Origin of the sequence: Moraxella sp. K127, assembly GCF_015223095.1 — a bacterium.
Classification (GTDB): Bacteria; Pseudomonadota; Gammaproteobacteria; order Pseudomonadales; family Moraxellaceae; genus Moraxella.
The window spans coordinates 1-26,683 of record NZ_JADFBZ010000042.1; the positions used below are offsets into that span (position 1 = coordinate 1).

Here is a 26,683-nt window from a genome sequence, read left to right on the forward strand (position 1 = left end):
GAAAATTGGGAAAATTGGGAAAATTGGGAAAATTATTTAACATAATCCAAAATGATTTGGCTGTCATGACAAATCGTGGTAAGATACGCCCAAGAAATTTTAAAATTAGGGCGTGCCTGCCTTTTGTATTTGCAATGAAAAATGAGAAAAATCGCACGTTTTTTAAGGAAAAAGTGAAGTTTGATAGTCGTTCTATCAAACAAGCTTTTGACGAAGAAAAACAATCCGACCACTTAACCATGTAAATTTTAAAATTTTAACTTAACCTTCCAAATTAAGTGGTCGGATAGCCATTTTTCATGCAAAAATTGATAAAAGCGTTAAATTTTCATCTTATTTTATAAAAATGTTATCAATGGTAGGCACGCCCTAATACAAACGCAATGATGTTTGGATGTAGGGGCGTACTGTGCACGCCCATAAAAATGATGGCATTAAAAGGCGTGGAAAGCACATTCCTACAAAGCCGTAGCAAATATCAAGTTTGTTAGGTGTGGTTATTCTTAAAAGCCCCAATCTAATTTTGCCGATTCATCAAATCCACCCCAATAATTTGCCCGATATTTATCCAATATTTATCTAGCATTACCCAACAATAACCCATAGCCATGCGACTGTCCGCCATTTTAAACCAGACCCACTCCGCCCAGTCACCCAGTGATGCCCATCTGCCAAGCCTAGCTAGGCAAGCAGAGCAGGCTCATGATATGCCCATTAGCCATGATACAGACCCAAGACAAGCCAAGACTCAGACTGTCTCTCAGTTCGTCTGTCAGACTCTGTTATCAGCGATAGAGCGTTGGCTGTCGTCACTGACAGGGCAGAATTATTCGCCCCACACGCTGTCGGCGTATCGGGCGAGCATGCACCGCTTTGGCGAGTTTTTGGGGCGTTATGGCGTGGACTGGCAGGACTGTCGCCCCAAGGATTTGGAGTGGTATGTTGTGACACGGTTGGAGCAGGATAGGGTGCAGACAGTGAGTGTCAAACGGGACATTTCTGCCATCAAGCGGTTTTATCAGTTTGCCATCAAGGAGCAGGAGCGGACAACAGACAGCAAAGTGAGTATCTGCAACCCGACCATCGGTTATCGCCTAAAATCTGCCCCCAAGCCCTTGCCTGTGGTGTTGGATGTGGATGTGATGACACAGCTGTTGGAGCAAGCCCCACTCGATGACCCCGAGCAGGCGGATTTGTGGGTACGAGATAAGGCGATGTTTGAGCTGATGTACAGTAGCGGTCTGCGTTTGGCGGAGCTGGCATCGCTTGATGTGGCGGATGTGGATTTGACCGCCAAATCGGTTAGGGTGCTGGGCAAAGGCAAAAAAATGCGTGTCGTCCCTGTCGGCACCAAGGCGATACAAGCCATCAATGCCTACCTGCCTTATCGCACATCATGGCAAGCCAAAAAAGTCGCCAAAACTGCCAAGCCTGATGGCATTACGCCTACCAGTACCGTCAAGGCACTGTTTATTAGTGAGCGACACGGCAAAAGGCTAAGCGAGCGTGCGATACAACTTCGTCTGTCACTGTGTGCCACTCGGGCAGGCATCGCCCAGAGTTTGCACCCACATTTGCTTCGGCATAGTTTTGCGTCGCACCTGTTGTCATCGAGTGGTGATTTGCGTGCGGTGCAGGAGCTGTTGGGGCATAGTAATCTTAGCACCACGCAGATTTATACCCATGTGGACTTTGGGTCGCTGACCAAGGTTTATGATAAGACACATCCTAGGGCGACCGCCAAAAAGTCCTAGGGCGTGTTGAACATTGATAACATTTTTATAAAATAAGATGAAAATTTGATAATTTTAATCCATTTTTGCATGAAAAATGGCTAAATCTTGTTTTTCTGCGTCAAAAACTTGTCTGATAGAATAACTATCAGCCTGCGTTTTTTCCTTGAAAAACGTGCGATTTTTCTCATTTTTCATTGCAAATACCAAAGTTCAACACGCCCTAATTATAACTCCACCCGACATTCAAATATCGGCATATTTTTACGAATATTATCCTGCTCATCTTTATCAAAATCAGCATAAATGATTGTAAAATCGCCACCGTCTGTCGTATTTGTACTACCCACGATTTGCCCGTTTGCGTTCACCATCATGCCATGCCCCCACGTTTGGCGGGTTTGGGGTTTGTCCTTGTGGGTGAAATGGTGCGTGCCACCTTGTGCCGAGCCGATGATAAGGCATTGACCATCAAGCGAGCGAGCGGTTAGCAAGGATTGCCAATGAGCCTTGCCCGTGGTGTGGGTAAAGGCAGACGGCACGGTGATGATGTCCGCCCCCATGTCTCTAAGTTTTTGATAAAGTGTGGGAAATCGCACATCAAAACACACGGTCATGCCAATGCCAACTGCCACACCGTCCAGCACACAGTGAGCCACGACAGGTGTATCGCCTGCTTCAAAGGTGCGACCTTCATCATAACTGCCCACACCGTCCGCCACCGATGCCCGAAACAGGTGGATTTTGTCATAGCGGGCGATGAGTGTGCCTGTATTGTCAAACAGTAGGCTGGATTGGCGAAATTTGCCGTCTAATTTGCCGTCTATGGGCGTGCCATCGGGGCGAGTGGGGCAAGGCAGTGTCCCTGCTAAGATATGAATGCTCGTATCGCGGGCAAGGCGTGCATAAAAATCCACCATCTCATCAAAACGACTGGCAAGCTCACGTTGTGACCCCATGACACACGCATTTTCGGGCAAAACTGCCAAATCCGCCCCGTTTTGTTTGGCGGTGGAGACCGCCTGTTTGATAATGGCTAGGTTGTTATCAATGTTATCTTGGGAATTTAGCTGAATGTTGGCAATCTTTGGCATGGTTGTCCTTGTTGGTGCATGATGTTGAATTTATTATAAAGCCATTTATCAAGCTAGGCAACTTTTGGATAAATTTGGGGTGACTTGATGGTTGGTGTAATGGTCATGATGGATGGGGTTGTGATGAGATTTTAGGTGGGAAAATAAGTTATAAAATAACAATGATGGGCGTTACTGGGGTGTTATGTCGTAAAATTTACGCCTTTTGGCAAAATCTATGCAAAAATTATGCCAAAATGTTGTAAAATTTAAAAGTTAGTAGATATTTTAACAATTAGGACAGTAGTACACCCATGAGTCTCTCATTTGGCTTGGGCGTTGGCTTAAACCAATCCCAAAAACTCACCCCACAAATGCAACAGGCGATTCGCTTGCTGGCTTTGTCGCACCTTGAATTGGAGCAAGAAGTGCAGATGAAGTTAGACAGTAATCCTTTGCTTGAACGGGTTGATGAGAGTTTTGAGACGGAGTTTGACCGTGATGAGCTAAGTTTGGACGATTGGACGGATAATAATTGGCAAAAAAATGACGGTCAAGGTGGCTCAGATGGTTTTGATGAGTCCTTTGAGAGTGACAGTTATGATAAGCTGACTGAGTCGGGGTTGGATGACGGGGCGATGGACAGTGACTGGGATAATGTCTATACCCCTGATTTTGAGTATGATGGCGATTTTGGTTTGGCAGGCAGGCATGATGATGAGCATGAGTTTTTGGGGGCGACTCACACCAGCATCCAAGAGCATGTGCGTTTTCAGATGAATTTTAGTCCCATGAATGCCAAAGAGTCGCTGATTTTGGATTATTTGCTGGACGCCATGGATGAGATGGGTTATATCCGTCTGGGTGTGGATGAGTTGTATCAGAATTTGGCGACCCTTGCCAGTTTTTATCAGTGGGAAGAGACGATTAGTCCGCCTGAGATTGTCTCGGTGTTACAACGCATTCAGGCGTGTTCGCCAACGGGCGTCGGGGCGAGAAATCTGCCCGAGTGCCTAAGATTGCAACTTGACGAGCTGACCAAAGATGACCCTGATCTGCCTTTTGCTGATGAAGCTTATATGGTGCTTGGGGCGACCACTCATTTGGAGACGAACAACATCAAGGCACTCATGCAAGACACCGACCTAAGCTCTGCTGAGATAAAAGGGGCGATGGCGATTATCCGCAGTCTTAACCCCGAGCCTGCATCTGAGTTTTATAAAAATGAAGGCAGTATCGACCAAAGTATTGATATTCCTGATATTTTGGTCATCGCCTTAGAAGAGACCAAAGGCAGATATGCCAAGAAGTCACTGGCTAATGTCACCGACACCGATGTATGGCGAGTGGTGCTAAACCAAGAAGTTATCCCTAATTTACAAATCAACCAAGAATACGCCAGTCTCATCAAAAAAGGCGATGATGGCGATGATAATATTTATCTCAAAGATAAGCTAAATGATGCCCGTCTGTTCATTCGCAGCATTGATGAGCGTAACCAAAATTTGCTTAAAGTGGCAGGCTGTATCGTTCGTCGCCAGCAGGGGTTTTTGGAGCGGGGTGTGGAAGCGATGATTCCTTTGACCCTAAAAAATGTCGCCGATGAGATTGGACTGCATGAGTCCACCGTCTCACGACTGACCACCAATAAGACCATGCTCACCCCGCAGGGCTTGTATCCCTTAAAGTACTTTTTCTCATCCAGTGTGGGCAGTGAAGATGGCGAGATATCATCAACTGCCATCTCCGCCCAAATCCAAAGCATGATTCAAAACGAAAACCCCAAAAAACCACTGTCAGATGCTTATATTACTGGCGTGTTAGAAGAGCAGGGCGTAAGTATTTCACGGCGAACCGTAACCAAATATCGTGAAGCGATGGGGATTTTGCCATCAACACTACGCAAACAAAAAATCTAGGGCGTGCCTGCCTTTGGTCTTTGCCATGAAAAATGGATTAAAGTGTTAAATTTTCATCTTATTTTATAAAAATGTTATCAATGGCAGACACGCCCTAGCCATAAAAAACTCCACGCTCAAGTGTGGAGTTTTTTCTCATGAGTGGCATGGCGTGTCTTATACACCTTGGCAGTACTGATTAATCAGTTGTTGGTGTTGCTGACGTTTTGAGCTAATCTCTTGATCATTTAGGTAGACTCGCTCGCCATTGGCGTTGGTCTCAAAAATACGACCACCGATGGTTAGGTTGGCAAAGTTGGCACGCAATGACTGACAGCGATTGGCAAGCTCTTGATTTTGTAGGGCTTGATTTTGCTGTTCTAGGTCGGCAATACGCTGAGCTTCGGGTGATGGTGCCGCTTGTTGTTGGGTTTGTTCTGACAGCTGACCTGCATCAGCGACACGCCCATCATTACGCATGGAGTGAACTTTAAAATTGGTGGTATTTTTTGGTTGCATTTGGCTATAAACCACTTCGCCATGCTTGCCAATGCTCTCATAGATGGTGGTATTGGCATTGGCGGTAATGCCAAAAGTGACAACACTAAGAAGTAGGGCGGTTAAGGTATGAAGTTTCATGAAAAAATCCTTACTGTTGGACGGTGTGAATTGCCCATCCAAAATCGGCAAAAAATTAATGCTAATATTGCAACAAAACCACGATAAAATCAAGACCAATTAGGCGAATAAATGCGGTATTTGTCGCTTTTTGAACAAATTTTGGTGTTATTTGAAAAAATTAACAATAATCTTTAAAAAACTATTGGCAAAAAAGATGTTTTGGGGTAAGATAGCCAAATCTTAATTTTAATAACTAAATTTGTCAAAAGTTTTTTAACTTATAAAAATTAGTTATAGAAGTCAGCGTTCTTTATCAAAAAGACGTTTGTTAAGTCCAAGCGAATAGATTACCGTTTATTCATATCGGCTTAACATTGCACAGGACTTACCGGTCTGCAAGACGACATTTTCACTTCATTTGTCAGTCCTTGTACCACGTCTTTGGTAAGTTTGTTTGTTAACCCATTTTGGGAAAAAGGATTGATATGACAGAGCAAACCACCCAAGCCCCCAACATGACGGGGCATACTCAGACGGCAGACGCTGCCAAACATTTCCATGAAAATCAAGCCAAACTTGCCCGTGGCGAAACCGTTGCCATGAGTGGGGCGGAGCTACTTGTGCAAGCCTTAGTTGATGAAGGCGTAACCCATATTTTTGGCTACCCTGGTGGGGCGGTGCTACATATCTATGATGCCCTATTTAAGCAAGACAAGATTGAGCATATCCTAGTTCGCCATGAGCAGGCGGCAGGACACATGGCGGACGCTTATAGCCGTGTTACAGGACGTGCAGGCGTGGTGCTAGCCACGTCAGGGCCGGGCGTTACCAATACCGTAACCGCCATTGCCACAGCGTTTATGGATTCTATTCCTATGGTGGTACTGGCAGGGCAAGTGCCAAGCACCTTGATTGGCGATGATGCCTTTCAAGAATGCGACATGATTGGCGTGTCTCGCCCTGTGGTCAAGCATAGTTTTCAAGTGCGTAACCCTGCCGAGATTCCCACGATTATCAAAAAAGCCTTTTTTATCGCAAGCTCAGGTCGTCCCGGCCCTGTGGTGGTGGATATTCCAAAGGATATGACGAACCCTGCCGATAAATTTGACTACTTTATGCCAAGCGAGATTCACATTCGCTCTTATCAGCCAACGTCCAAAGGACATAGCGGTCAAATCAAAAAAGCCCTAGACGTACTACTTTCTGCCAAACGCCCTGTACTCTACTCTGGCGGTGGCGTGGTGCAAGGCGGGGCAAGCGATGAACTTCGTGAACTTGCCAATTTGTTAAACTTGCCCGTTACCAACACGCTCATGGGGCTAGGGGCATATCCTGCCACGAGCGAGCAGTTTGTCGGTATGCTCGGTATGCACGGCACTTATGAAGCCAACATGACCATGCACCATGCGGACGTTATTTTGGCGGTGGGGGCAAGGTTTGATGACCGTGTTACCAACAACGTCAAAAAATTCTGCCCAAACGCAACCATTATCCATATTGACATTGACCCAACGTCTATCTCAAAAACCATTAACGCTCATATCCCTATCGTGGGCGATGTCAAACCTGTCTTGACCGAAATGGTAAATATTGTCAAATCCAGCGACAAACGCCTAGACGAACACGCCCTTGCCGACTGGTGGACGCAAATCAACGAATGGCGTAAACGTCATGGCTTGCGTTATGGCGATGACACGGACGCACCTGTCCATGCGATTATGCCACAACGTGTCGTTGAAACGCTGTGCAAGCTCACGGACGGTAAAGCGATTATCACGTCCGATGTCGGTCAGCACCAAATGTTCGCCGCCCTTTATTATAAATATGACGAGCCACGCCAATGGCTAAACTCTGGCGGACTTGGTACTATGGGTGTAGGTCTGCCTTATGCCATGGCGGCAAAATTGGCTTGTCCTGAAAAGACGGTCGTTTGTATCACAGGCGAAGGCTCCATTCAGATGAATATCCAAGAGCTATCAACGTGCTTGCAGTATAATTTGCCTGTTAAGATTTTAAACTTAAACAACGCCCAACTTGGCATGGTAAAACAGTGGCAAGATATGCTGTACGAAGGTCGCCACGCCCAAAGCTATATGAAATCCTTGCCTGATTTTGTCAAACTTGCCGAAAGCTATGGGCATAAAGGCGTAAAAATCACCAACCCTGCTACTATGGAGGAGGAGCTAAAAGAGGCTCTAGAAATGGACGGTTTGGTATTTATTGATGTGTATGTGGACAGAAGTGAGCACGTCTATCCCATGCAAGTGGCAGGGCAGTCCATGCGTGATATGTGGTTATCAAAAGGGGAGCGTACCTAATGGCACAGTTACAAAAACACTTGATTTCGGTACTTATGGAAAACGAAGCAGGCTCGCTGTCTCGTGTGGTTGGGCTGTTTAGTCAGCGTGGCTATAACATTGATACGCTAAACGTCGCCGCCACCGAAGACCCCACGTTATCACGGCTTACCCTGACCACGATTACCACTGCCGATAAGATTGAGCAGATTACCAAACAACTTCATAAACTCATTGAAGTGGTCAAAGTCCAAAATCTATCGGAAGTCTCTGGCGGCAGTCAGATTGAGCGTGAGCTTATGCTAATCAAAGTACGAGCGACAGGGGCATACCGTGAAGAAGTGTACCGTACAGCGGACATATTCCGAGCCCAAATCGTGGACGTGTCGGCAAATCTTTATACCATTCTTATCACAGGGGATGCAGGCAAGCTAGACGGTTTTATTGATGTCATCGGACGTGATAAAATCCTAGAAGTGGTACGCTCTGGCGTGATTGGTATTGCACGGGGCGAGCGGACGCTTTCTTTGTGATGGCAAAAGTTGTCTTAAAAGGTCATATCATCATTCCTAAAACCAATCGGCAAGTTATTTTAGATGAACTTAAAAAACACATTGACTTAACACGCCAAGAAAGTGGTTGTTTGATATTTCAAATCACACAAGACAACAGCGATGTCGATAAGTTTTGGGTTTATGAAGAATTTGTGAACAAAGAAGCCTTCGACTTTCATCAAGCTCGTGTGCGTTTGTCTGCGTGGGGCGTGGTATCTGCTGATGTAGAGCGACATTATGAGCCGTTAATCATGATAGATGATTAGTATTGATTATCTACTAAAATGATTTAAGGAGATAAAAATGATTATAGAGCTTGCCAGCCTACCGCCAATGGTGCAGGCATACATCAAAGATGAAAAACAACTACAAGTCATTGTCAAAGATGAGCAGGTGCATTTAATGCCCTTACATCAATTTGTATCACAACCAACCAAAAAATCCGATTTTGCAGGGGGGGGTTGGCACAATTTGCGAATTCTGACTTAATGCCAAAAGAAGAACAAGCGGTAGAGATGGCAATCAGGAAAAAAATATGGCATTGATTGATACAAATATTTTGTTGCGTTTTTTATTGCAAGACCACGATATATTAAGCCAACAAGCCAAGCAAATCATTGATGATAATGATGTGATTTGTTTAAATGCCGTCATTTATGAAGTCATTCACGTATTACAAAGCGTTTATAAAATTGACGGAGCATTGATTGCTGATAAACTTTTGATACTATTTGAAAATGATGTGATTGAAAGTGAAAATAAGTCAGTTATCCTAAAATCCTTATCAATTTTTAAAGAAACTTCTATGGATTGCTTGTTAATTGCTTATCGCATCATTGATAATAGCGTAATTTTTTCTTTTGATAAAAAAGTCAATAATTATCTAAACAGAATAAGTTTTTAATTAACCCACGCCCTTAAATTACGGGCATTATTTTAAGGAAACTCGTATGAGCTTAAATATCTATTATGACAAAGATTGTGATTTGTCTATCATTCAAGGCAAAAAAGTTGCCATTATCGGCTACGGCTCACAAGGTCACGCCCACGCCCTAAACCTAAAAGATTCTGGCGTTGATGTAACCGTAGGCTTGCGTGCAGGCTCTGCTTCTTGGAAAAAAGCCGAGAACGCTGGTCTAAAAGTTGCCGAAACTGCCGATGCGGTCGCTGGTGCGGACGTGGTGATGATTTTGACCCCTGATGAATTTCAGCGTCAGCTTTATAAAGAGACCATTGAGCTAAATATCAAACAAGGTGCAACGCTTGCCTTTGCTCACGGTTTTGCCATTCACTACAACCAAGTTGAGCCCCGTGCCGACCTTGATGTGATTATGGTTGCTCCAAAAGCCCCTGGTCATACCGTGCGTTCTGAATTCGTTAAAGGCGGTGGTATCCCCGACCTTATCGCTATCTGGCGTGATGTGTCAGGCAACGCCAAGCAAGTGGCTTTGTCTTATGCGTCAGGCGTGGGCGGTGGTCGCTCGGGCATCATTGAGACAACCTTTAAAGACGAAACCGAAACCGACCTATTTGGCGAACAAGCCGTTCTGTGTGGTGGTGCGGTTGAGCTTGTCAAAATGGGCTTTGAAACCCTAGTAGAAGCAGGCTATGCCCCTGAAATGGCGTATTTTGAGTGCTTGCACGAATTGAAGCTCATCGTAGATTTGATGTACGAAGGCGGTATTGCCGACATGAACTACTCAATTTCTAACAACGCAGAATATGGCGAATACGTTACAGGCGTAGAAGTCATCAACGACCAATCTCGTGAAGCAATGAGAAATGCATTGAAGCGTATCCAATCAGGCGAATATGCCAAAATGTTTATCGCCGAAGGTCAGCTAAACTACCCGTCAATGACTGCCCGTCGCCGTAACACTGCCGAGCATGAAATTGAAAAAACTGGGGCAAAACTTCGTGCGATGATGCCTTGGATTGGCGGTAACAAAATCATTGATAAAGAGAAAAACTAATTTAATTTTCTTTTTAAATAAAAATGACCGTCCATGTGGGCGGTTGTTTTTTCATGCCTTGCCAGCACGCCCCAATCAGCGTATAATAGCACATTTGTGCAGATTTATTTTTTAATGATAGCTTATAATATTCACCATTTTTTAAACAGTTTGTCCGATTTTGCCATTTTGTATATTTTGGCAAGTCTTATCATTGCCATTTTGATTTGGGTGGAGTCGGCGTGGGTTGCCCGTAACGGTGGCAAATTGCCCCAAAACACGCCCTTTGTCGTTATTAGCATTTTAACGTCATCATGGCTCATCGTGTCGGGGCTTGCGTTGTATTTTCTAGAATTTGACGGGGTATTGATGAGTGTGCCAGTGGTGTATGGCGTGTATTCATTGCTAAGCTGGATAAAAGGGGCGAAACTCATCGGAGATGACCTGCCTGATGACCCAAAAGACATTGTCCTACCAAGCAAATATCTCACCTATTCGCAGTCGTTTGCCCTTGTGTTTGCCGTGCTTTGCGTGAGTATGCTTGCCTTGCCTTATACCGATTTGCCTTTTTTGTAAAATTACAAAAATAAATCCCCTTTTTGATGAAAACTTTGTTATACTAGCTGTACGGTATTTATGTACCATAGATTGTGTTTTGCTCGCCTTGTGCGAAAAAACGACTTTGATAACTTGCGGACGAGTGCTGGTATCAGGGCGTATGTTAGATTTATTACTGAACCATTAAGGCAACTTATCGGTTTGATATAGAGTTTAAGCGTCGTATCTTTAACTTATTTTGCGGTTTTGGCAACATAAATATTTTCACGGCATTTTGCCATTATTTCCCCATTTTCAAGGAAAACTCTCATGTCAAACAAAGTTACTGGTACCGTTAAATGGTTCAATGAAGCCAAAGGTTTTGGTTTTATCGCCCAAGACGCAGGCGGTCAAGACGTATTCGCCCATTACAGTGCCATTACTGGTTCTGGTTTTAAAACCCTAGCCGAAGGTCAAAAAGTGGCGTTCATTCTAGGCGAAGGCAAAAAAGGCCCACAAGCCGAAGAGATTGAAAAAATCTAATTGCCAATATCATTGATTAAGCACTCAAAGCAATTTGGGTGCTTTTTGTTTTTGTTATTTTAGCAATGTATAATCAATTAACCCTAATTCGCACCCATGCTAATTTTAAAAAATTCATTTGTCGCATGGTAGGGTGTGTGGTACGCACTTTACTGTCATTGGTGTATTTTAACGTTAAAGGATTATGTTTTGGAAAAGCGTGTAAGGGTAAATTGCAATTTATCCTATGGTTAGATTTTTAAAAGAGTGCTGTTTTTCATTACCTAATTTCCATATACCCAAACCGCCAAAAATAAAAATGACTGCTCATTCACGTTAAGTATTTGACCAAAATTTGTAAATTTTAGACAATCTAGCATGGCATAAAGCTGATAAATGTGATATATTTTTATTAAATTTTTAAAACCCAAAAAACGGAGTAACCATGAAAGTATTAGTTGCCGTCAAGCGTGTTGTTGACCACAACGTCAAAGTGCGTGTTAAAGCAGATGAGTCTGGCGTGGACTTGACCAACGCCAAGATGAGCGTAAACCCATTTTGTGAAATTGCCATTGAAGAAGCGGTTCGCTTAAAGGAAAAGGGCGTGGCAAGCGAGATTATCGCTGTATCTATCGGCACCAGTCAATCGCAAGAACAACTGCGTTCGGCATTGGCATTAGGTGCTGACCGTGGGGTATTGGTTGAGACGGACGCCAAACCATATCCGCTACAAGTCGCCAAAATCCTAAAAGGCGTGGCAGAAGCCGAAGGGGCAGAGCTTATCCTACTCGGCAAGCAAGCCATTGATGATGATAATAACCAAACAGGGCAAATGCTGGCGGCACTCATGAATGTCGGTCAAGGCACCTTTGCATCCGAAGTGGTGGTAGAAGGCGGTGCGGTCAAAGTAACTCGTGAGATTGACGGTGGTTTGCAAACCGTGAATTTGCCACTGCCTGCGGTTGTTACCACAGATTTGCGTCTTAATGAGCCACGCTTTCCAAAACTACCTAATATCATGGCAGCCAAGAAAAAGCCACTAGACACCAAAACCCCTGCCGATTTTGGCGTGGACATGACATCTAAACTGACCACATTAAAAGTCAAAGCCCCTGCCGAGCGTAGTGCAGGCGTAAAAGTGGCGAGCGTTGATGAGTTGATTGATAAGCTTAAAAACGAAGCGAAGGTAATTTAAAGTAATTTCAAAATTAATTAAAATGTGGAAATGTAGGGGTGATTTATTCACCCATAAGTCCAAATTAGGGCAAATGTGATTTGCCCTTACATCTCCCAAATTAATTTGACCATTTATTTGACTATTGTAAAGATAAAAAGGATACAGCCATGACCGTATTAGTTTATGCTGAACACGACAACCAAGAATTAAAATCGGCGACCCTTGCCACAATCACCGCCGCCAGTCAAATTGACAGCGACATTCATGTATTAGTGGCAGGCTCAAACGCCCAAGCCGTTGCCGACAGCGTCGCCCAAGTATCAGGCGTGAGTAAAGTGCTACTTGCTGATAACCCTGCCTTTGCCAATCAGCTTGCCGAAAATGTTGCCCCATTGGTGGTAGAGCTTGCCGGTGCATATAGCCACATCATCGCCCCTGCGACCACGACAGGTAAGAACTTTTTGCCCCGTGTGGCAGCTCTGCTTGATGTGAGCATGGTATCAGACATCACGGCAGTGATTGATGCCAAGACTTTTGAGCGTCCTATCTATGCAGGTAACGCCACAGCAACCGTACAATCGGCAGAAGATAAAATCGTGCTAAGCGTGCGTGGTACAGCGTTTGACTCGGCACCTGCCACAGGCGGTAGTGCAAGCGTTGAGAGCGTGAGCGTGGGCGGTGATAGTGGCAAATCTAGCTTTGTGGGTGAAGAGCTTGCCAAATCTGACCGTCCAGAACTAACATCTGCCAATATCGTGGTATCAGGCGGACGAGCGTTGGCAAGTGGCGAGAACTTTACCAAATACATCGAGCCACTGGCGGACAAACTCGGTGCCGCCATGGGTGCTAGCCGTGCGGCGGTGGACGCAGGTTTTGTACCCAATGATTTGCAAGTGGGTCAAACCGGCAAAATCGTTGCCCCAAATCTGTACATTGCCGTGGGTATCTCGGGAGCGATTCAGCACCTAGCAGGTATGAAAGACTCTAAGACCATTGTGGCGATTAACACCGACCCAGAAGCTCCGATTGCGAGTGTGGCGGATTATTTCTTGGAAGCGGATTATCAAGTGGCAGTGCCTGAGCTGACTTCTAAATTGTAATTGATAAGACTTACCAAAAACGCATTTGATGATATCAAGTGCGTTTTTTATTAGGCGAGTTCATACTGTATTTTTCGTCCATTTTGGATTACAATAATCGCCTTATTCTTAGCCATTTGCCGTTATCTCTGCCATGTCCGATGTGATGCCCAAAAAACTGCCCTATCTGTCGCACGAAGAGCAACAGCGAATCACTCGCCTGTGCGTTCGCTGTGCGTTGTTGCTCATGCAGTATGGGGCGGAGTCAGTGGTTGTGGTGGATTTGACCAAACGTTTGGGCGTGGCGTTGGGCGTTGGGGGCGTGGAATGCGGATTGTCTTTTAATGCCATTACGCTCACCACGCTGTATAATGGACATTGTATCACAACCGTACGCAACACCGTTCATCAGGGGATTAATGTGAGTATCTTGGTGCAGATTCAGCAAATCGTCCTAGATGTCGAACGTCAAAGACAAGCAGGCGGACGAGACGAACACGCCGTTACCCACACCGAAAAGCGACTGGATAATATTGACCGCACCACATATCCCAACACGCTCATGGCATTTTTTGTGGGTATGTCCTGTGCTTGTTTTGCTTATCTTAACGGCGGTGGTTTGGCTATCTCGCTGGTAACGCTCGTGGCAGGGTTTTGTGCCATACGCACTCGCATGTATCTGTCCGCTCATCATTTTAACCCTTTTGTGGTGGTCATCATCACCGCCTTTGTGGCGACTTTACTTGGGGCGGTGGCGTACTTTTTAGAGCTGGGGGTCAATGCCGATGTGGCGGTGGCGTCTAGCGTGCTGTTACTGGTGCCGAGCTTTCCTATCATTAACGCCTTATCGGACATTTTAAAGGGGTATATCAACATGGGGGTAGGGCGGTGGATGTTTGCAACCATGCTGACGTTGTCGGCGTGTGTGGGGATTGTCATCGCCTTGATTTTGTTACGCATACCGCATTGGGGGCTGTGATGACCGTGCTAACGCTACTGACGAATGTGGGGCTGTCTTGCGTGATTACGCTGGGGTGGTGCTTGATGTTTACGCTACCGAGACGTTATGTCGGGCTGTGTCTTATCATGACGGCATTGGGTTATGTTACCAAAACAGGGCTGTTGGCGGTGGGGAGTCATCTGGCGGTGGCGACATTTTTTGGGGCGATGTTGCCGAGCTTTTTGGGGGTGTATTTTGCTCAGCAACATGGGCTACCGCCAAAGGCACTCATCGTGCCGAGCGTGATTTTTCTCATGCCGGGTATCGTGGCGTATAAGGCAATGGTGAGTATGGTGCAGATAGGGTATTTTGGGTTTAGTATGGAGCTGTTTGTACTGATGATGACTTACTTTTTTGAAGCGATTTTTGTCATCTCGGCATTGGTGTTGGGGCTGTCGATTCCAGGGATTTTGTTTTATCGCAGAAAGCCCATTGTGTAGTTAAGGCTGTCCCAACACTTCATTCATGAGCTGATGATAAGCGATAGCCCCCTTGGACGATTTTTCGTATTCAAAAATAGATTTGCCAAAACTTGGGGCTTCTGCCAATCGGATACTTCTTGGAATGACCGTTTTGTACAATTTTTCGCCAAAATAATTTTCAAGCTCCGCCGACACATCTTGAGCAAGCGTACTTCGCCCGTCATACATCGTCCGCACCACGCCACGAATGTGCAGTTTGGGGTTGATTTGGGTCAGCTTTTCAATCGTATCTATCAAATCAGCAATGCCTTCTAAGGCAAAATACTCGCACTGCATGGGGATAATCACGCCGTCTGTGGCGACAAGGGCGTTCACGGTCAGCATACTAAGACTTGGGGCGCAGTCCATGATGACATAGTCGTAGTCTAGCTTGGCGTTTTGTAGGGCATTTTTTAATAAAAGCGGTGCGTCCGCCACGTCCGCAAGCGACACATCAATCCCTGCCAAATCACGGTTTGCCCCCACCACATCAAGGTGCTGACTTGCCACAATGGTCTTGACAAGTGGCACATCGTCAAGCAACACGTCCGCCACCGTATAATCTAGCTCATTTTTATCAAGCCCCAGACTGGTTGTGGCGTTGCCTTGTGCGTCAAGGTCAATGAGTAGCACCCGTTTTTTGCCGATAAGTGCCAACGCACTTGCCAGATTAACCGCCGTTGTGGTTTTGGCGACCCCGCCTTTTTGGTTGGCGATTGCGATAATTTCCATAAAATACCTTTACTATCAATTTGTTAGATTAGGGTAAATTACCCAATATTTCAATTTTTGGTATTGTTAATTAACCATACCTTTGGGCGAATAAATTGCCCCTACACGTCCAAATTTTAAAATAACTTTAACGCTTTGGTTCTGGTTTAAAAAGTATGCTATTAAGAAAACCGTTCGTGGTGAGCTTGTCGAACCATAACGGTTTTCCGCTACCCTTCGACAAGCTCAGGGCGAACGGAAAACCTAGTTCAGCATACTTTTTGAACTACTGCCAACGCTTTAAATACACCACACACCGCTCATCGCTCATTTGTGGCACAAAAATAGGCTTAATGTCAATTTGCCAATCTGTCAAATTTACCATATCGTCAGACGTTGGCATTTTACCTTTCATAGCATATAACACGCCGTCCGCCTTTAAGTACGGCTTGGCAAGATTGACAAAATCATCAAGACTGGCAAACGCCCGAGACGTAATAACATCAAATGCCCCGTCAAAGTCCTCAATGCGACTTGCCACAGGATTGACGTTGGCAAGACCCAATTCGCCCACCATTTGACGGATAAATCGCACCTTTTTGCCATTGCTATCTAGGGCGGTAACGTGCCAATCGGGACGCATAATGGCGATAATCACAGACGGCAAACCTGCCCCTGTGCCAATATCAAGCACACTTATGCCTGATTTATCAGCAAACGGCAAATCCGCCACAATCGCCAAACAATCCAAAATATGCTTGATAAACGCCTCTTTTGGGGCGGTAATGGCGGTCAAATTATACGCTTTTGTCCAAAGCAAAAGATTATCCAAATAGCCGAGCAGTTGTTTTATTTGCACTTCACCAAATGTTAAATTTAGCTTATCAGAAACTCGCTCTAATTCACGAGCAAATTCATCGGCATGGGTGGATATTTTATGATAAGTCATGTTTTTATAAATAATAATTGGGTTGTTTAAGTTGATTTTAACGGCTTTTTGCTATACACCCTTCGACAAGCTCAGGGCGAACGCAAAAACACCGTCAATTTGTAAATCCCCTATTTTATCACGTTTTAATCTGTTAAAATATCCCTTTTTCATATTTTAATAACAACAATGACCGACCAATTCGCCCCCTACCGCCTGCCCCACACCGCCCTAAAACGCTACACCGACACCCACGCCCTACCGCCCGACAGCACGCACGCACGCCCCACACCGCACGACTTTGGGCAACGCCGAGCCGTCAATGCCATACAGACCGCCCTTGACATCAAGGCAAACGGCTACCACGTCTTTGCCGTGGGCGAAAACGGGCTTGGCAAACGCACGCTCATCACACGCTTGCTTGCCGAGCGTGCCAAACACGAGCCGACCCCGCCCGACTTGGTCTATGTGCATAATTTTGACGCACCACGCCACCCCATTGCACTGACATTGCCGAGCGGTCAAGGGGCGATTTTTGCCAAAGATATGCACAAACTTTGGCATGAATTGTATAAAAAAATCATCGCCAAATTTAATAGCATCAGCTACCAAAACAGCATTACCACCATTAAGCAATCCGCCCAAAAACAAGAAAGAAATTTGCTTGATGAAATCAACGCCACCGCCAAAAGTCATAATTTGACCTTATTACATTCTGCCGACCAAAAAGCGGTATTTACCCCCATTGACGATAAAAAACCCATTAACAATACTGCCCTTGATAAATTGCAAAAAAAACTCACCAAAATAAACATAGAATTGGATAATTTAGATGATGAAGTCAATCAAAAAATAGACGAACTTCACGAAACACTTTTGATTAAAATCATCACGCCATTATTTGCCCCAATTTTAAAAAAATATGTTACAAAATCCGATAAAAAAATCAGCCAATATTTAACTGATTATCAAAAAGACATCATAGAAAATATCCTATTTATCGTAGAGCATGATGAAGACTTTATGGTAAAAACGGCAAATATCCCCAATCGCTATTATGTCAATGTGGCGGTCAGCCATACGCCAAATAGCGGTTCGCCCATTGTCTTTGAAGATATGCCCACCCACCCCAATCTGTTGGGACATATTGAATACATCACTCAGCTTGGCACGATTTTGACGGACGCAAGCATGATACGGGCAGGGGCATTGCATAAAGCCAATGGCGGATATTTGTTATTAGAAGCATCATCGTTATTAGAACACCCTTATGCGTGGCAAGGATTAAAGCGAGCCTTACAATCAAAATCGCTTAGCATATCAAGTCTAGAACAAATGCTAACCCTAACAGGCTCGGTATCTTTATCGCCTGATAGTACGCCATTGTCGGTCAAAGTGATATTATTGGGCGAACCTGATTTATATTATGAATTATTAGAATTTGAACCTGAATTTAATAACCTATTTAAAATCCGAGCCGATTTTAATGACACCCTGCCACGCAATCACGACAGCGAATTATTTATCACCCATAAAATCGCTGATATGATAAAAAAACAAGCATTGCCCATATTTGATAATACCGCATTTGGGGCGATATTAGATGAATTATCCGTCTATGCTGATGATAAAGACAAATTGGATTTGCACAGTGATAGATTATTACAGCTTGTGGTAGAATCGGCACGGCAGTTTTATTTAAATCATTCTCATGAAAATGATAATAAAAATAGCCCAAAAACCGTCAATAAAACCCACGTCCAAAATGCCTTAGATGACATCAAAGAGAGAAAGGGTTATTTAAAAGAATTGTATTGGCAAGAGATTCAAAACGGACAACAGCTTATCAATACCACAGGACGAGTAGTCGGGCAAATCAACGCCTTGACCGTGATTGCCTATGCCGACAGCGAATTTGGCTTACCTGCTCGGCTCACCGCACTCATCGCCCCTAAGTTTGGCACGGGCGAAATCCTAGACATAGAGCGAGACGTGGAGCTTGGCGGAAGTCTGCACGCCAAGGGAATGCTTATCATGACGAGCTTTTTACGCTCATTATTTAGTCAATTTGCCGAACTGAACTTCTCAGCAAGCCTTGCCTTTGAGCAAAGTTACGCCCACATTGATGGCGACAGTGCCACCCTTGCCGAATGTGCCGTGCTACTGTCCGCCCTTGCAAATATGCCGATAAATCAATCACTTGCAATCACAGGCTCTATGAATCAGCTTGGGGACGCTCAGGCGATTGGCGGTGTGAACGAAAAAATCATTGGCTTTTTTGACGCTTGCTTTGAGCGTGGACTGACAGGCGAGCAAGGCGTGATTATCCCAAAAACCAACATCGGACAACTCATGCTCCCTGATAATGTCGTGGGGGCGGTAGAGCGTGGCGAGTTTCATATTTATGCGGTGAGTAGCATTTATGAAGCGTTGTTTATTTTGACCGATATGCCGATTCATGATAAAAATAAAAAAGGCGATTATAAAAAGCATACGCTATTTGGCAAAATCGTAAGACGGCTTATGGCGTGGGAAGATGATGATAATGAAGGTAAAAAATGAATGATAAAATAAAAGCATATAAAAGCATGATATTTTGGCGAAATGTCTGTGTATATAGCCCATTTATTGTCATGCCAACCGTTTTTTATTTTATTCAAAGCGGTTTTGCAATTATGGTTATTTTTATCTATTTTTATATCATGAGTGCCATTTTATTAGCCAAAAGCATTTGTCCTTTTTGTGGTGAGAGTTTTTATAAATCAAGTTATGGTTATCTATTTAAAAACAGCTTTGCCTTATTTAGCAATCATTGCCAGCATTGTGGCGAGCCGAAAGGCGACAATGATAAATAAATTTGGTATTGTTTAATAAAAAACACCCTAAATTTAGATGTGTAGGGGCGAATTGCAATTCGCCCAAAACCCATAATCCACCATAGGGAAAATGATTTTCTCCCACAACACACCTATTCAAAACCTAAAAACCTACACCCCAATAATCCCAACTGCCCCAAAATCAAACGGATATGCTACCGTTATCACGCATTCGCCTGCCCAGATATTTTTAAAATAAAATTTGCCAATCTTATCATGACACACATATCCGCTATCGTCCGTCATAAATACCGCCTTTAATTCATGTAGTGGCAGACGAATGCCCAAACCATGTGCTTTTAATACCGCCTCTTTAATCGTCCAATAGACAAACCACGCTTTATCATCTTGACTTTGTTGCCAAGCGTGATATTCATCATCATGAAAATAACGTTTGGCAAGGGCATTTTTATTTAAATGGCGATTAATGTTTTCAATATCCACGCCAATATTTTTAATGGTCAAACTATATATTAGGGCATAATCATTTTGGCAATGCGATTGATTAAAATGCAGATTGGGGATATTTTTTATAAAGGGTTTGCCATTATCATATTTATCATAAATGGGTATGGGCAAATGATTATTTTGACAAAAATGCGTTAAATGAGCATGGCGATGATTGGCAATAGTTAACTTTTTATCAAGCGGTGTTAAATTATCAAAGATGATATTTGATAAAGGCGTGTGGTATAAATAAATCATAAGTAGGGCATAAAAATGATATTGAGATTTTTAAAATAACGGGCGGTGTAATTGTGCTATAATAATCGCCAATACCAATTTTGTCTAGCCCCTTGCCATGACCGCCAAAACCACCCAAGCCAAAACCACAAAACCCAAGCTCGCCACCGCCAAAACTGCCGACACGCCAGCCTCTCGCCCGATGAATGCCGACAAGCGTGAGCGGTTTTTTGCCAAGCTGTCCGAGCATATCAAAGAGCCTGTAACCGAGCTCAACTACTCGTCCGATTTTGAGCTACTCATCGCTGTCATGCTCTCCGCCCAAGCCACCGACAAAAGCGTGAACATCGCCACCGCTCGCCTATTTCCTGTGGCGAACACCCCACAGGCGATTTTGGATTTGGGGCTGGACGGCTTAAAGAGTTATATCAACTCAATCGGACTATACAACTCAAAAGCAACCAACGTCATCAAGACCTGCCAAGACCTGCTAGACAAGCATGGCGGACAAGTACCACGCACCCGAGACGAGCTAGAAGCGTTGGCAGGTGTGGGCAGAAAGACCGCCAATGTCGTACTAAACACCGCCTTTGGCGAGCCTGTCATGGCGGTAGATACGCACATTTTTCGGGTGGGCAATCGCACGGGGCTTGCCACAGGCAAAACGGTGCTGGCGGTAGAAAAGGCTCTCATGACACGCATTCCTGCCAAGTATCTTGTGGACGCTCATCATTATCTGATTTTGCATGGGCGTTATACCTGCATGGCTCGCTCGCCAAAATGTGGCTCGTGCGTGGTGTTTGATGAATGTATGTTTAAGGATAAGGACAAATGGGCGGATTTGGCGTAGCTATTTTGCCTTAAAATAATCCACTTTCGTTACCCACTCGTATTTTAATTGCCAAAATACCGCTTGAATGGCGTAATCATCAGTTGGGTATGGGGTGCGTCATGTATGCCAATATTTTTTTATTTAAAAGGTGCGTGGTACGCACCTACGGAACTATTGATATCTAACGTACTTTATCATCTTCTTTGTTTAATATATTTTCTAGTTTGCGTTTGAAATATATATAGCGTAAAAATTTAAAAATCAAAAATCCAATAGCACAGAAAATTCCCAAGATATATAAATGTGGAGAATGTTTGGACATGGGTGCCACATTTAATATCCTTGTAATGTATATGTTAATATAAGTCAATAAAAATATTACTATAAAAATTTTTATTAAATGCTTGAACAGATATAAAAATGAAAACTCATGATACTTTTTCCAAAACCATACTTTTTGTCTGTATTCAATAGGTTGGGCTAATTCATAACCCGACGGTGCACATAAACCTGCAACCATGCCTATTAAAAGTCCGCCTAGCATTTGTGCAAGAACAGCGTTTATAGAAATATAGCCAAAAAAATTCATCTTTTTGAGCCTTCTTTTATGATATTGCTTATATATTCAAGTGTTATTTGGTGCTAATTCTGAATTTCATCAAGATGTTGAACAATTAAATGATAATATCGCCAAATTAAATCATCAGCTAACCCAAAACCCAAATACTATTTATGAAACGCATGATGTCGAAGCCTTTTATTCTGATAAAAATAACAAATGTCATTTTTATAGCAAAACCTTAGGGGTATATGATGATAAAGAAGTATATATTCAGTTTTTTGTGAGATAAAGTGATGATAACTTACCAATCAGTAAAAATGAAAAATTGGTTTAAATAATCATTTATCATTAATTTAAATTTCATATAGGCAAAACATGTTTGGATTATGGCTAAGTGTTAATTTTGTTTTTCCCTTACTGGCGGTTTATAAAAAGCTAAAAACAACTGCCGATCTGGCATATCGGCTATGGCAGGTTTTTCCATAGCCGATATTAATCATCAAATGGATTCTTGGTTGTCTAAAACAGCCCCACAATCTCCCCATCAACCACATCAATGCTCATGGACGCAGGGGCTTTGGGCAGTCCAGGCATTTTCATGATGTCGCCACAGAGTGCAACCAAAAACCCAGCCCCGTGCGAGATGGTGATTTCACGCACGCTGATGGTAAAATCTGTGGGTCTGCCTAGGGCTTTGGGGTCATCAGAGAGTGAGTATTGGGTTTTTGCCATGCAGACGGGCAGGTGTGATAAACCCAATTTGTCGATGGCTTTGATGTCGGATAGGGCTTTGGCAGTGAGCGACACACCGTCCGCCCCATAGATGGTCGTGGCGATGGCGGTGATTTTATCGCTGACACTGGCGTTATCATCGTAGGTCAGAGTGAAGTGGTTGGGGGCGTGCGTGGCATCGATGACTTTTTGGGCAAGGTCAAGACCGCCTTGTCCGCCTTTTGCCCAGACATCGCACAGCGACACCGCCACGCCCCTGTCATGGCAGGCTTGTTCTATCAGGGCAAGTTCAGCATCGCTGTCACTGACAAAGCGGTTGATGGCGACCACCACAGGCAGACCAAAGGCGGATTTCATGTTGTCGATGTGTTTTAGTAGGTTGGGCAGTCCTTGGGACAGAGCGGAGAGATTCTCGCCAGTCAAGTCATCTTTGGCGACCCCGCCATTGTATTTTAAGGCACGCACGGTTGCCACGACCACGACTGCATCGGGGCGAAGCTCTGCCAGTCGGCATTTGATGTTACAAAACTTCTCCGCCCCCAAATCCGCCCCAAAGCCTGCTTCGGTCACCACATAGTCGCCCAGTGCCAGCCCGAGTCGTGTCGCCACGACCGAGTTACAGCCATGGGCAATGTTGGCAAAAGGCCCGCCATGAATGAGTGTGGGCGTGCCTGCCATGGTTTGAACTAGGTTGGGGGCAAAAGCGGTTTTGAGTAGGGCGGTCATCGCTCCTTGGGCGTGCAAATCTTTGGCGAACACAGGCGTATTATCAAAGCGGTAAGCGACCATCATGTTGCCCAGTCGCTCTTTTAGGTCGTCCAAATCCCGTGCTAGGCAAAACACCGCCATAATCTCAGACGCCACGGTAATGTCAAAACCATCAGGGCGAATCACGCCATCACTGGGTTTGCCCATGCCACCCATGACGTGACGAAGAAAGCGGTCGTTCATGTCCAAGGCACGTCGCCACAGCACTTTTTTGGGGTTGATGCCCAGCTCATTGCCGTGATGAATGTGGTTATCAATCAAGGCGGACAGTAGGTTATTGGCACTGGTGATGGCGTGAAAATCGCCTGTAAAATGTAAGTTGATATCCTCCATAGGGATAACTTGTGCTTGACCACCTCCTGTTGCGCCGCCTTTGATGCCGAACACAGGACCGAGCGATGGCTCACGAAGGGCAAGCACGGCACGCTCACCGAGTGCGGTTAATGCATCGCCCAGCCCGATGGCGAGCGTGGTTTTGCCTTCGCCAGCAGGCGTGGGGTTGATGGCGGTCACTAAGATGAGCTTGCCTTGGCGGTCAGTGGTCGGGGTGTGTCGGATTTTGGCTTTGTATTTGCCGTAGTGTTCAATGTCGTCGTCGGACAGCCCGAGTTTGTGGGCGATGTCACTGATGGGGGCGATGGTCGCCAGGGCGTTACTGGCGATTTGGGCGTCGGTCAGTTGGGTCATGATAAGTCCTTAACATCATGTCAATGTGATTAAATGGAATGTGATTAAATGGGTTGTAAAAGGCAAGACAGCCGTCATTACTGATAAAATAAAGTTAATAATGCCATAACAGAACATTATTATGACATTATAATCATTTTATCAGCAAAAAGCCATGACAAAATTGGGGTTATGATTGTCGGGCAGGGGTTTTGCCAAGCAGTGCAAATGCCACCCACAAAGATCCAATCAGCAAAAATTGCAAATCTTCAAAAAATGACGGCTTTGCCCCTTCGACTTTATGCCCAACAAATTGCCCAATCCACGCCACCACAAACACCCCAACCCAAAACCAAATACCAACAGGGGTAAACACGGCAATACCAAGACACAGCCCATAAAAGGCAAGCATGGCAATAAAGGACGACAAAGACAATCGCACATAAAACCACAGCACGCCTATCGTAACGACTGCGAGCAGATACACAGAAATGTGATAAAGTAGGGCGACAATGGTCAAAAAGATAATCGGCACACAGATATTATAATGAATGCGTTTGTTAGTGGGATTTTGATGGCTGACGGCATATTCGGACAGCCAAAGTGATAAGGGTTTTTGGGATTTGAATGGGTGCATAAAATGTCCTTATTTAAGTGGGTTAAACCATGGCTATTTATATAATTTAACCCATTGTAAAAACATTGTCAATCGTTTGCCATGATAAAAATTTAAGGTTAAGATTTTTAAATTACTGTTAAATGGATTTTTGATTATTTATTTTGGTTTTATTTATCTTTTCACTGCGATACCAGCCATATAACCCAACAATGGCATTGACCTGATAAACCATGGTCTGAATGGCAAAAATATAATTGGCGGTCATGATATTGACAATAAGCCAAACCATATTAACAATAATCCACAAATACCAATTAAAAGAATATCGCATTATCATCGTGGCTTGGGCGGTAACGGATAAAATAAATGCCAAAATGTTAATGGTATAAAAGCTAATCCCCATAAAGGTAGTGCCGTCATCTTGATAAATGGCGTAATTATGAGTGGTAAGCCAATCATTGATAATTGGAAATAAATAAATGCCAATGCCGATAAATAAAACGGTAATTATCCACACATATTTATTTGCCGATTGCGGAAGCATATCGCCGTCTGCGTCCGTGTTCTTTTTCCAATAAATCACGCCCCAAACGTGCGTAAAAAAGTTAAAGAGTGGGGCAAGCATGAGTCCAATCGCTCCACGACTGCCCTGCACGACCACTTCGCCTGCCGTGGCAAGCATACCAAAGCCGTTGCCCATGACGTTTTTGCGAAAGGACAAGCCGACCACGCACAAAAGCCCGATGTAGGAGACGATAAGATAAAACCAGTCAAGCCCTGTGTGTTCGGTGGTTTGCCAAAAGCCGACAAATAGGGCGATGACCCCAACCACAAACCAAGCGATTATCCATTGCTTTGACCAATCTTTATCGCCAAATCCTGTGATGTTATCCAAAAATTTAAATTGCATGGGTGTCCTTAGTGAAGTTATTTCAAAAAACTTAAAAGTGATTTTAATCTAATCTTAACCTAAAATGGTGGTTTGTTGATTATTGGGTGATTTTTGGGTGTGAGATTAAATTAATAACTCTCCCTTGATGAATCAGTCACTGATATTAAGGCTAAACATGGGGCTGATTTAAAAAAATTCCAATAAAACCTACTCACACCGCCATCGCACACGCAAAGCCACTTGCCCATGCCCAGTGAAAATTATAACCGCCAAGCTGACCTGTGACATCCAGCACTTCGCCGATAAAGTATAGACCATCGCACAGCTTACTCTCAAAGGTTTTGCTAGATACATCACGGGTATCCACACCGCCAAGGGTTACTTCTGCCACTCGGTAGCCTTCGGTGCCTGATGGCTTGATTTGCCAGTCGTTTAGGGCATTGCCAAGCGTGATGAGTTCTTTGTCCTTGATGTTGGCAAGATCGCTGTCTTTGTGCTGTTGCCAAAAATGGCTCTCTAACGCCAATAGCAGTTTTTTGGCAAAATAGGGTTGTAAGGCGGTGCGAATGTGCTGTTTGGGGTGCGTGTGTTTGTGTTTGATTAACAGCTCGCCTGCACTCATGTGTGGCAGTAGGTTAATGTGAATGTACTCGCCGATTTGCCAGTAGTTGGATAGTTGAAGCATGGCAGGGCCTGACAGTCCCCGATGGGTAAACAGTAGCGGTAGGGCAAATTGGGCTTTGTCATTAAAAGCGATGACGTCCATGCTGATACCGCTTAGCTCTTTTGCCATGGCTCCGATGTGGTCGGTAAAGGTAAATGGCACAAGCCCTGCCGATGTTGGCAGTATCTGATGTCCAAACTGCTCGGCAACCTGATAGCCAAAACCGCTCGCCCCAAGCGTGGGAATGGACAGCCCGCCTGTGGCGATGATGAGTGAGTGGGCAGACAGGGTATGCTCACGGTTGTCTTTGTGCGTGGTTAGGGTGAATGTGTCGCTCTTGTTGATGGTGCTGATTTTGGTGTTTAGCCAGATGGTTACGCCATGATGGTCGCATTCGGTCAGGAGCATGTTTAGGATGTCTTTGGATGAGTCATCGCAGAACAGTTGCCCGTGCGACTTTTCATGAAAACCAATGCCATGCTTATAGACATAATTCATGAAATGATGGGGCGTGAATTTTGCCAATGCCGACCGTACAAAATGCGGATTATGGCTGATAAAATGCTCAGAACGCACGTCCATATTGACGAAGTTGCACCGTCCGCCCCCCGACATGAGAATTTTTTTGCCAGCTTTGTTGGCGTGGTCAAGCACCAGCACGCTTTTGCCACGTTCGGCAAGATGAAAAGCACAAAACAGCCCAGAAGCCCCTGCACCGATGATGATGGCGTCAAAGTGGGTGGCGGACTTGGGCGATGATGGGGTCGGATGAGTCATGATGGTGTGATGATTTTATGATGAGTGTAGAGAATAAAGGATAAAAATAAAGTGGGCATAAAAATTGC

28 protein-coding genes are annotated in these 26,683 nt (G+C 44.5%); 17 read left to right on the plus strand and 11 right to left on the minus strand.

Annotation, left to right across the window (positions count from 1 at the left end):
* Positions 1–608: 608 nt before the first annotated feature.
* Positions 609–1,754, plus strand: a complete 1,146-nt coding sequence (locus IM753_RS09520; protein ID WP_227713127.1) for a tyrosine recombinase XerC — start codon at positions 609–611, stop codon at positions 1,752–1,754.
* A gap of 54 nt (positions 1,755–1,808) precedes the next feature.
* Here the strand turns inward: IM753_RS09520 and IM753_RS13340 are convergent, their stop codons facing one another.
* Both IM753_RS13340 and IM753_RS09525 read right to left on the minus strand, forming a co-directional pair.
* Entirely contained in the window at positions 1,809–1,931 is a 123-nt protein-coding gene (locus IM753_RS13340) for a hypothetical protein (RefSeq protein WP_255518660.1), read from the minus strand.
* A gap of 29 nt (positions 1,932–1,960) precedes the next feature.
* A complete protein-coding gene (locus IM753_RS09525) occupies positions 1,961–2,827 on the minus strand; it encodes a nitrilase-related carbon-nitrogen hydrolase (RefSeq protein ID WP_065254971.1) in 867 nt (288 codons plus the stop codon).
* A 293-nt stretch (positions 2,828–3,120) separates the two neighbouring features.
* On the opposite strand from IM753_RS09525, the gene rpoN reads away from it, so the two are divergent.
* Positions 3,121–4,725, plus strand: coding sequence for an RNA polymerase factor sigma-54 (rpoN, locus tag IM753_RS09530; protein ID WP_194109182.1), 1,605 nt, complete (start codon positions 3,121–3,123; stop codon positions 4,723–4,725).
* A gap of 156 nt (positions 4,726–4,881) precedes the next feature.
* On the opposite strand, the gene IM753_RS09535 is transcribed toward rpoN, so the two are convergent.
* Entirely contained in the window at positions 4,882–5,343 is a 462-nt protein-coding gene (locus tag IM753_RS09535) for a hypothetical protein (RefSeq protein ID WP_062498091.1), read from the minus strand.
* 581 nt (positions 5,344–5,924) lie between these two features.
* Between IM753_RS09535 and IM753_RS09540 the strand changes: the two genes are divergently transcribed.
* The 12 genes from IM753_RS09540 to IM753_RS09595 all read left to right on the plus strand — a co-directional run bounded on the left by IM753_RS09540 (position 5,925) and on the right by IM753_RS09595 (position 14,883).
* On the plus strand, positions 5,925–7,643 hold the full coding sequence (locus IM753_RS09540; RefSeq protein ID WP_227713129.1) for an acetolactate synthase 3 large subunit: 1,719 nt from the start codon (positions 5,925–5,927) through the stop codon (positions 7,641–7,643).
* Positions 7,643–8,155: an acetolactate synthase small subunit gene (ilvN, locus tag IM753_RS09545; RefSeq protein ID WP_063514543.1), complete on the plus strand. Its 513-nt coding sequence runs from the start codon at positions 7,643–7,645 to the stop codon at positions 8,153–8,155. The genes IM753_RS09540 and ilvN overlap by 1 nt, the downstream gene beginning before the upstream one ends.
* Positions 8,155–8,442 (plus strand): putative quinol monooxygenase, encoded by a 288-nt coding sequence (locus IM753_RS09550; RefSeq protein ID WP_062498097.1) that lies wholly within the window; start codon positions 8,155–8,157, stop codon positions 8,440–8,442. Before ilvN ends, IM753_RS09550 begins: the two co-directional genes overlap by 1 nt.
* Before the next feature lie 37 nt (positions 8,443–8,479).
* Positions 8,480–8,665 (plus strand): hypothetical protein, encoded by a 186-nt coding sequence (locus IM753_RS09555; RefSeq protein WP_194109183.1) that lies wholly within the window; start codon positions 8,480–8,482, stop codon positions 8,663–8,665.
* Positions 8,666–8,711: 46 nt separating this feature from the next.
* Entirely contained in the window at positions 8,712–9,080 is a 369-nt protein-coding gene (locus IM753_RS09560; RefSeq protein WP_062498101.1) for a PIN domain-containing protein, read from the plus strand.
* Positions 9,081–9,126: 46 nt separating this feature from the next.
* Positions 9,127–10,149, plus strand: coding sequence for a ketol-acid reductoisomerase (gene ilvC, locus IM753_RS09565; protein WP_194109185.1), 1,023 nt, complete (start codon positions 9,127–9,129; stop codon positions 10,147–10,149).
* Between the two features lie 33 nt (positions 10,150–10,182).
* Positions 10,183–10,704 (plus strand): hypothetical protein, encoded by a 522-nt coding sequence (locus IM753_RS09570; protein ID WP_083108092.1) that lies wholly within the window; start codon positions 10,183–10,185, stop codon positions 10,702–10,704.
* Between the two features lie 291 nt (positions 10,705–10,995).
* A complete protein-coding gene (locus tag IM753_RS09575) occupies positions 10,996–11,208 on the plus strand; it encodes a cold-shock protein (protein WP_062498109.1) in 213 nt (70 codons plus the stop codon).
* A 424-nt stretch (positions 11,209–11,632) separates the two neighbouring features.
* Positions 11,633–12,382, plus strand: coding sequence for an electron transfer flavoprotein subunit beta/FixA family protein (locus IM753_RS09580; protein ID WP_065254975.1), 750 nt, complete (start codon positions 11,633–11,635; stop codon positions 12,380–12,382).
* A gap of 149 nt (positions 12,383–12,531) precedes the next feature.
* Positions 12,532–13,464 (plus strand): electron transfer flavoprotein subunit alpha/FixB family protein, encoded by a 933-nt coding sequence (locus IM753_RS09585; RefSeq protein ID WP_065254976.1) that lies wholly within the window; start codon positions 12,532–12,534, stop codon positions 13,462–13,464.
* Positions 13,465–13,597: 133 nt separating this feature from the next.
* Positions 13,598–14,422, plus strand: a complete 825-nt coding sequence (locus tag IM753_RS09590; protein WP_062498115.1) for a threonine/serine exporter ThrE family protein — start codon at positions 13,598–13,600, stop codon at positions 14,420–14,422.
* Positions 14,422–14,883, plus strand: a complete 462-nt coding sequence (locus IM753_RS09595) for a threonine/serine exporter family protein (protein WP_065254977.1) — start codon at positions 14,422–14,424, stop codon at positions 14,881–14,883. The genes IM753_RS09590 and IM753_RS09595 overlap by 1 nt, the downstream gene beginning before the upstream one ends.
* On the opposite strand, the gene IM753_RS09600 is transcribed toward IM753_RS09595, so the two are convergent.
* A complete protein-coding gene (locus IM753_RS09600) occupies positions 14,884–15,636 on the minus strand; it encodes a ParA family protein (protein WP_065254978.1) in 753 nt (250 codons plus the stop codon).
* Between the two features lie 265 nt (positions 15,637–15,901).
* Entirely contained in the window at positions 15,902–16,564 is a 663-nt protein-coding gene (rsmG, locus tag IM753_RS09605) for a 16S rRNA (guanine(527)-N(7))-methyltransferase RsmG (protein WP_194109186.1), read from the minus strand.
* A gap of 168 nt (positions 16,565–16,732) precedes the next feature.
* On the opposite strand from rsmG, the gene IM753_RS09610 reads away from it, so the two are divergent.
* Both IM753_RS09610 and IM753_RS09615 read left to right on the plus strand, forming a co-directional pair.
* On the plus strand, positions 16,733–19,105 hold the full coding sequence (locus IM753_RS09610) for a Lon protease family protein (RefSeq protein ID WP_194109187.1): 2,373 nt from the start codon (positions 16,733–16,735) through the stop codon (positions 19,103–19,105).
* A 113-nt stretch (positions 19,106–19,218) separates the two neighbouring features.
* Positions 19,219–19,398, plus strand: a complete 180-nt coding sequence (locus IM753_RS09615; RefSeq protein WP_227713128.1) for a hypothetical protein — start codon at positions 19,219–19,221, stop codon at positions 19,396–19,398.
* A 132-nt stretch (positions 19,399–19,530) separates the two neighbouring features.
* Here the strand turns inward: IM753_RS09615 and IM753_RS09620 are convergent, their stop codons facing one another.
* The gene (locus IM753_RS09620; RefSeq protein ID WP_194109190.1) at positions 19,531–20,124 is read right to left on the minus strand and encodes a 4'-phosphopantetheinyl transferase superfamily protein; all 594 of its coding nucleotides are present in this window, start codon (positions 20,122–20,124) and stop codon (positions 19,531–19,533) included.
* 181 nt (positions 20,125–20,305) lie between these two features.
* On the opposite strand from IM753_RS09620, the gene nth reads away from it, so the two are divergent.
* Entirely contained in the window at positions 20,306–20,953 is a 648-nt protein-coding gene (nth, locus tag IM753_RS09625) for an endonuclease III (protein WP_115008341.1), read from the plus strand.
* A gap of 163 nt (positions 20,954–21,116) precedes the next feature.
* Here the strand turns inward: nth and IM753_RS09630 are convergent, their stop codons facing one another.
* The 5 genes from IM753_RS09630 to IM753_RS09655 all read right to left on the minus strand — a co-directional run bounded on the left by IM753_RS09630 (position 21,117) and on the right by IM753_RS09655 (position 26,615).
* A complete protein-coding gene (locus tag IM753_RS09630) occupies positions 21,117–21,524 on the minus strand; it encodes a hypothetical protein (protein WP_194109191.1) in 408 nt (135 codons plus the stop codon).
* Between the two features lie 492 nt (positions 21,525–22,016).
* On the minus strand, positions 22,017–23,684 hold the full coding sequence (locus IM753_RS09640) for a formate--tetrahydrofolate ligase (protein WP_194109193.1): 1,668 nt from the start codon (positions 23,682–23,684) through the stop codon (positions 22,017–22,019).
* 169 nt (positions 23,685–23,853) lie between these two features.
* The gene (locus tag IM753_RS09645; protein ID WP_194109194.1) at positions 23,854–24,300 is read right to left on the minus strand and encodes a DUF962 domain-containing protein; all 447 of its coding nucleotides are present in this window, start codon (positions 24,298–24,300) and stop codon (positions 23,854–23,856) included.
* A 118-nt stretch (positions 24,301–24,418) separates the two neighbouring features.
* Positions 24,419–25,192: a nicotinamide riboside transporter PnuC gene (gene pnuC, locus IM753_RS09650; RefSeq protein ID WP_194109195.1), complete on the minus strand. Its 774-nt coding sequence runs from the start codon at positions 25,190–25,192 to the stop codon at positions 24,419–24,421.
* A gap of 193 nt (positions 25,193–25,385) precedes the next feature.
* Positions 25,386–26,615, minus strand: a complete 1,230-nt coding sequence (locus IM753_RS09655; protein WP_194109196.1) for an NAD(P)/FAD-dependent oxidoreductase — start codon at positions 26,613–26,615, stop codon at positions 25,386–25,388.
* Positions 26,616–26,683 lie beyond the last annotated feature (68 nt).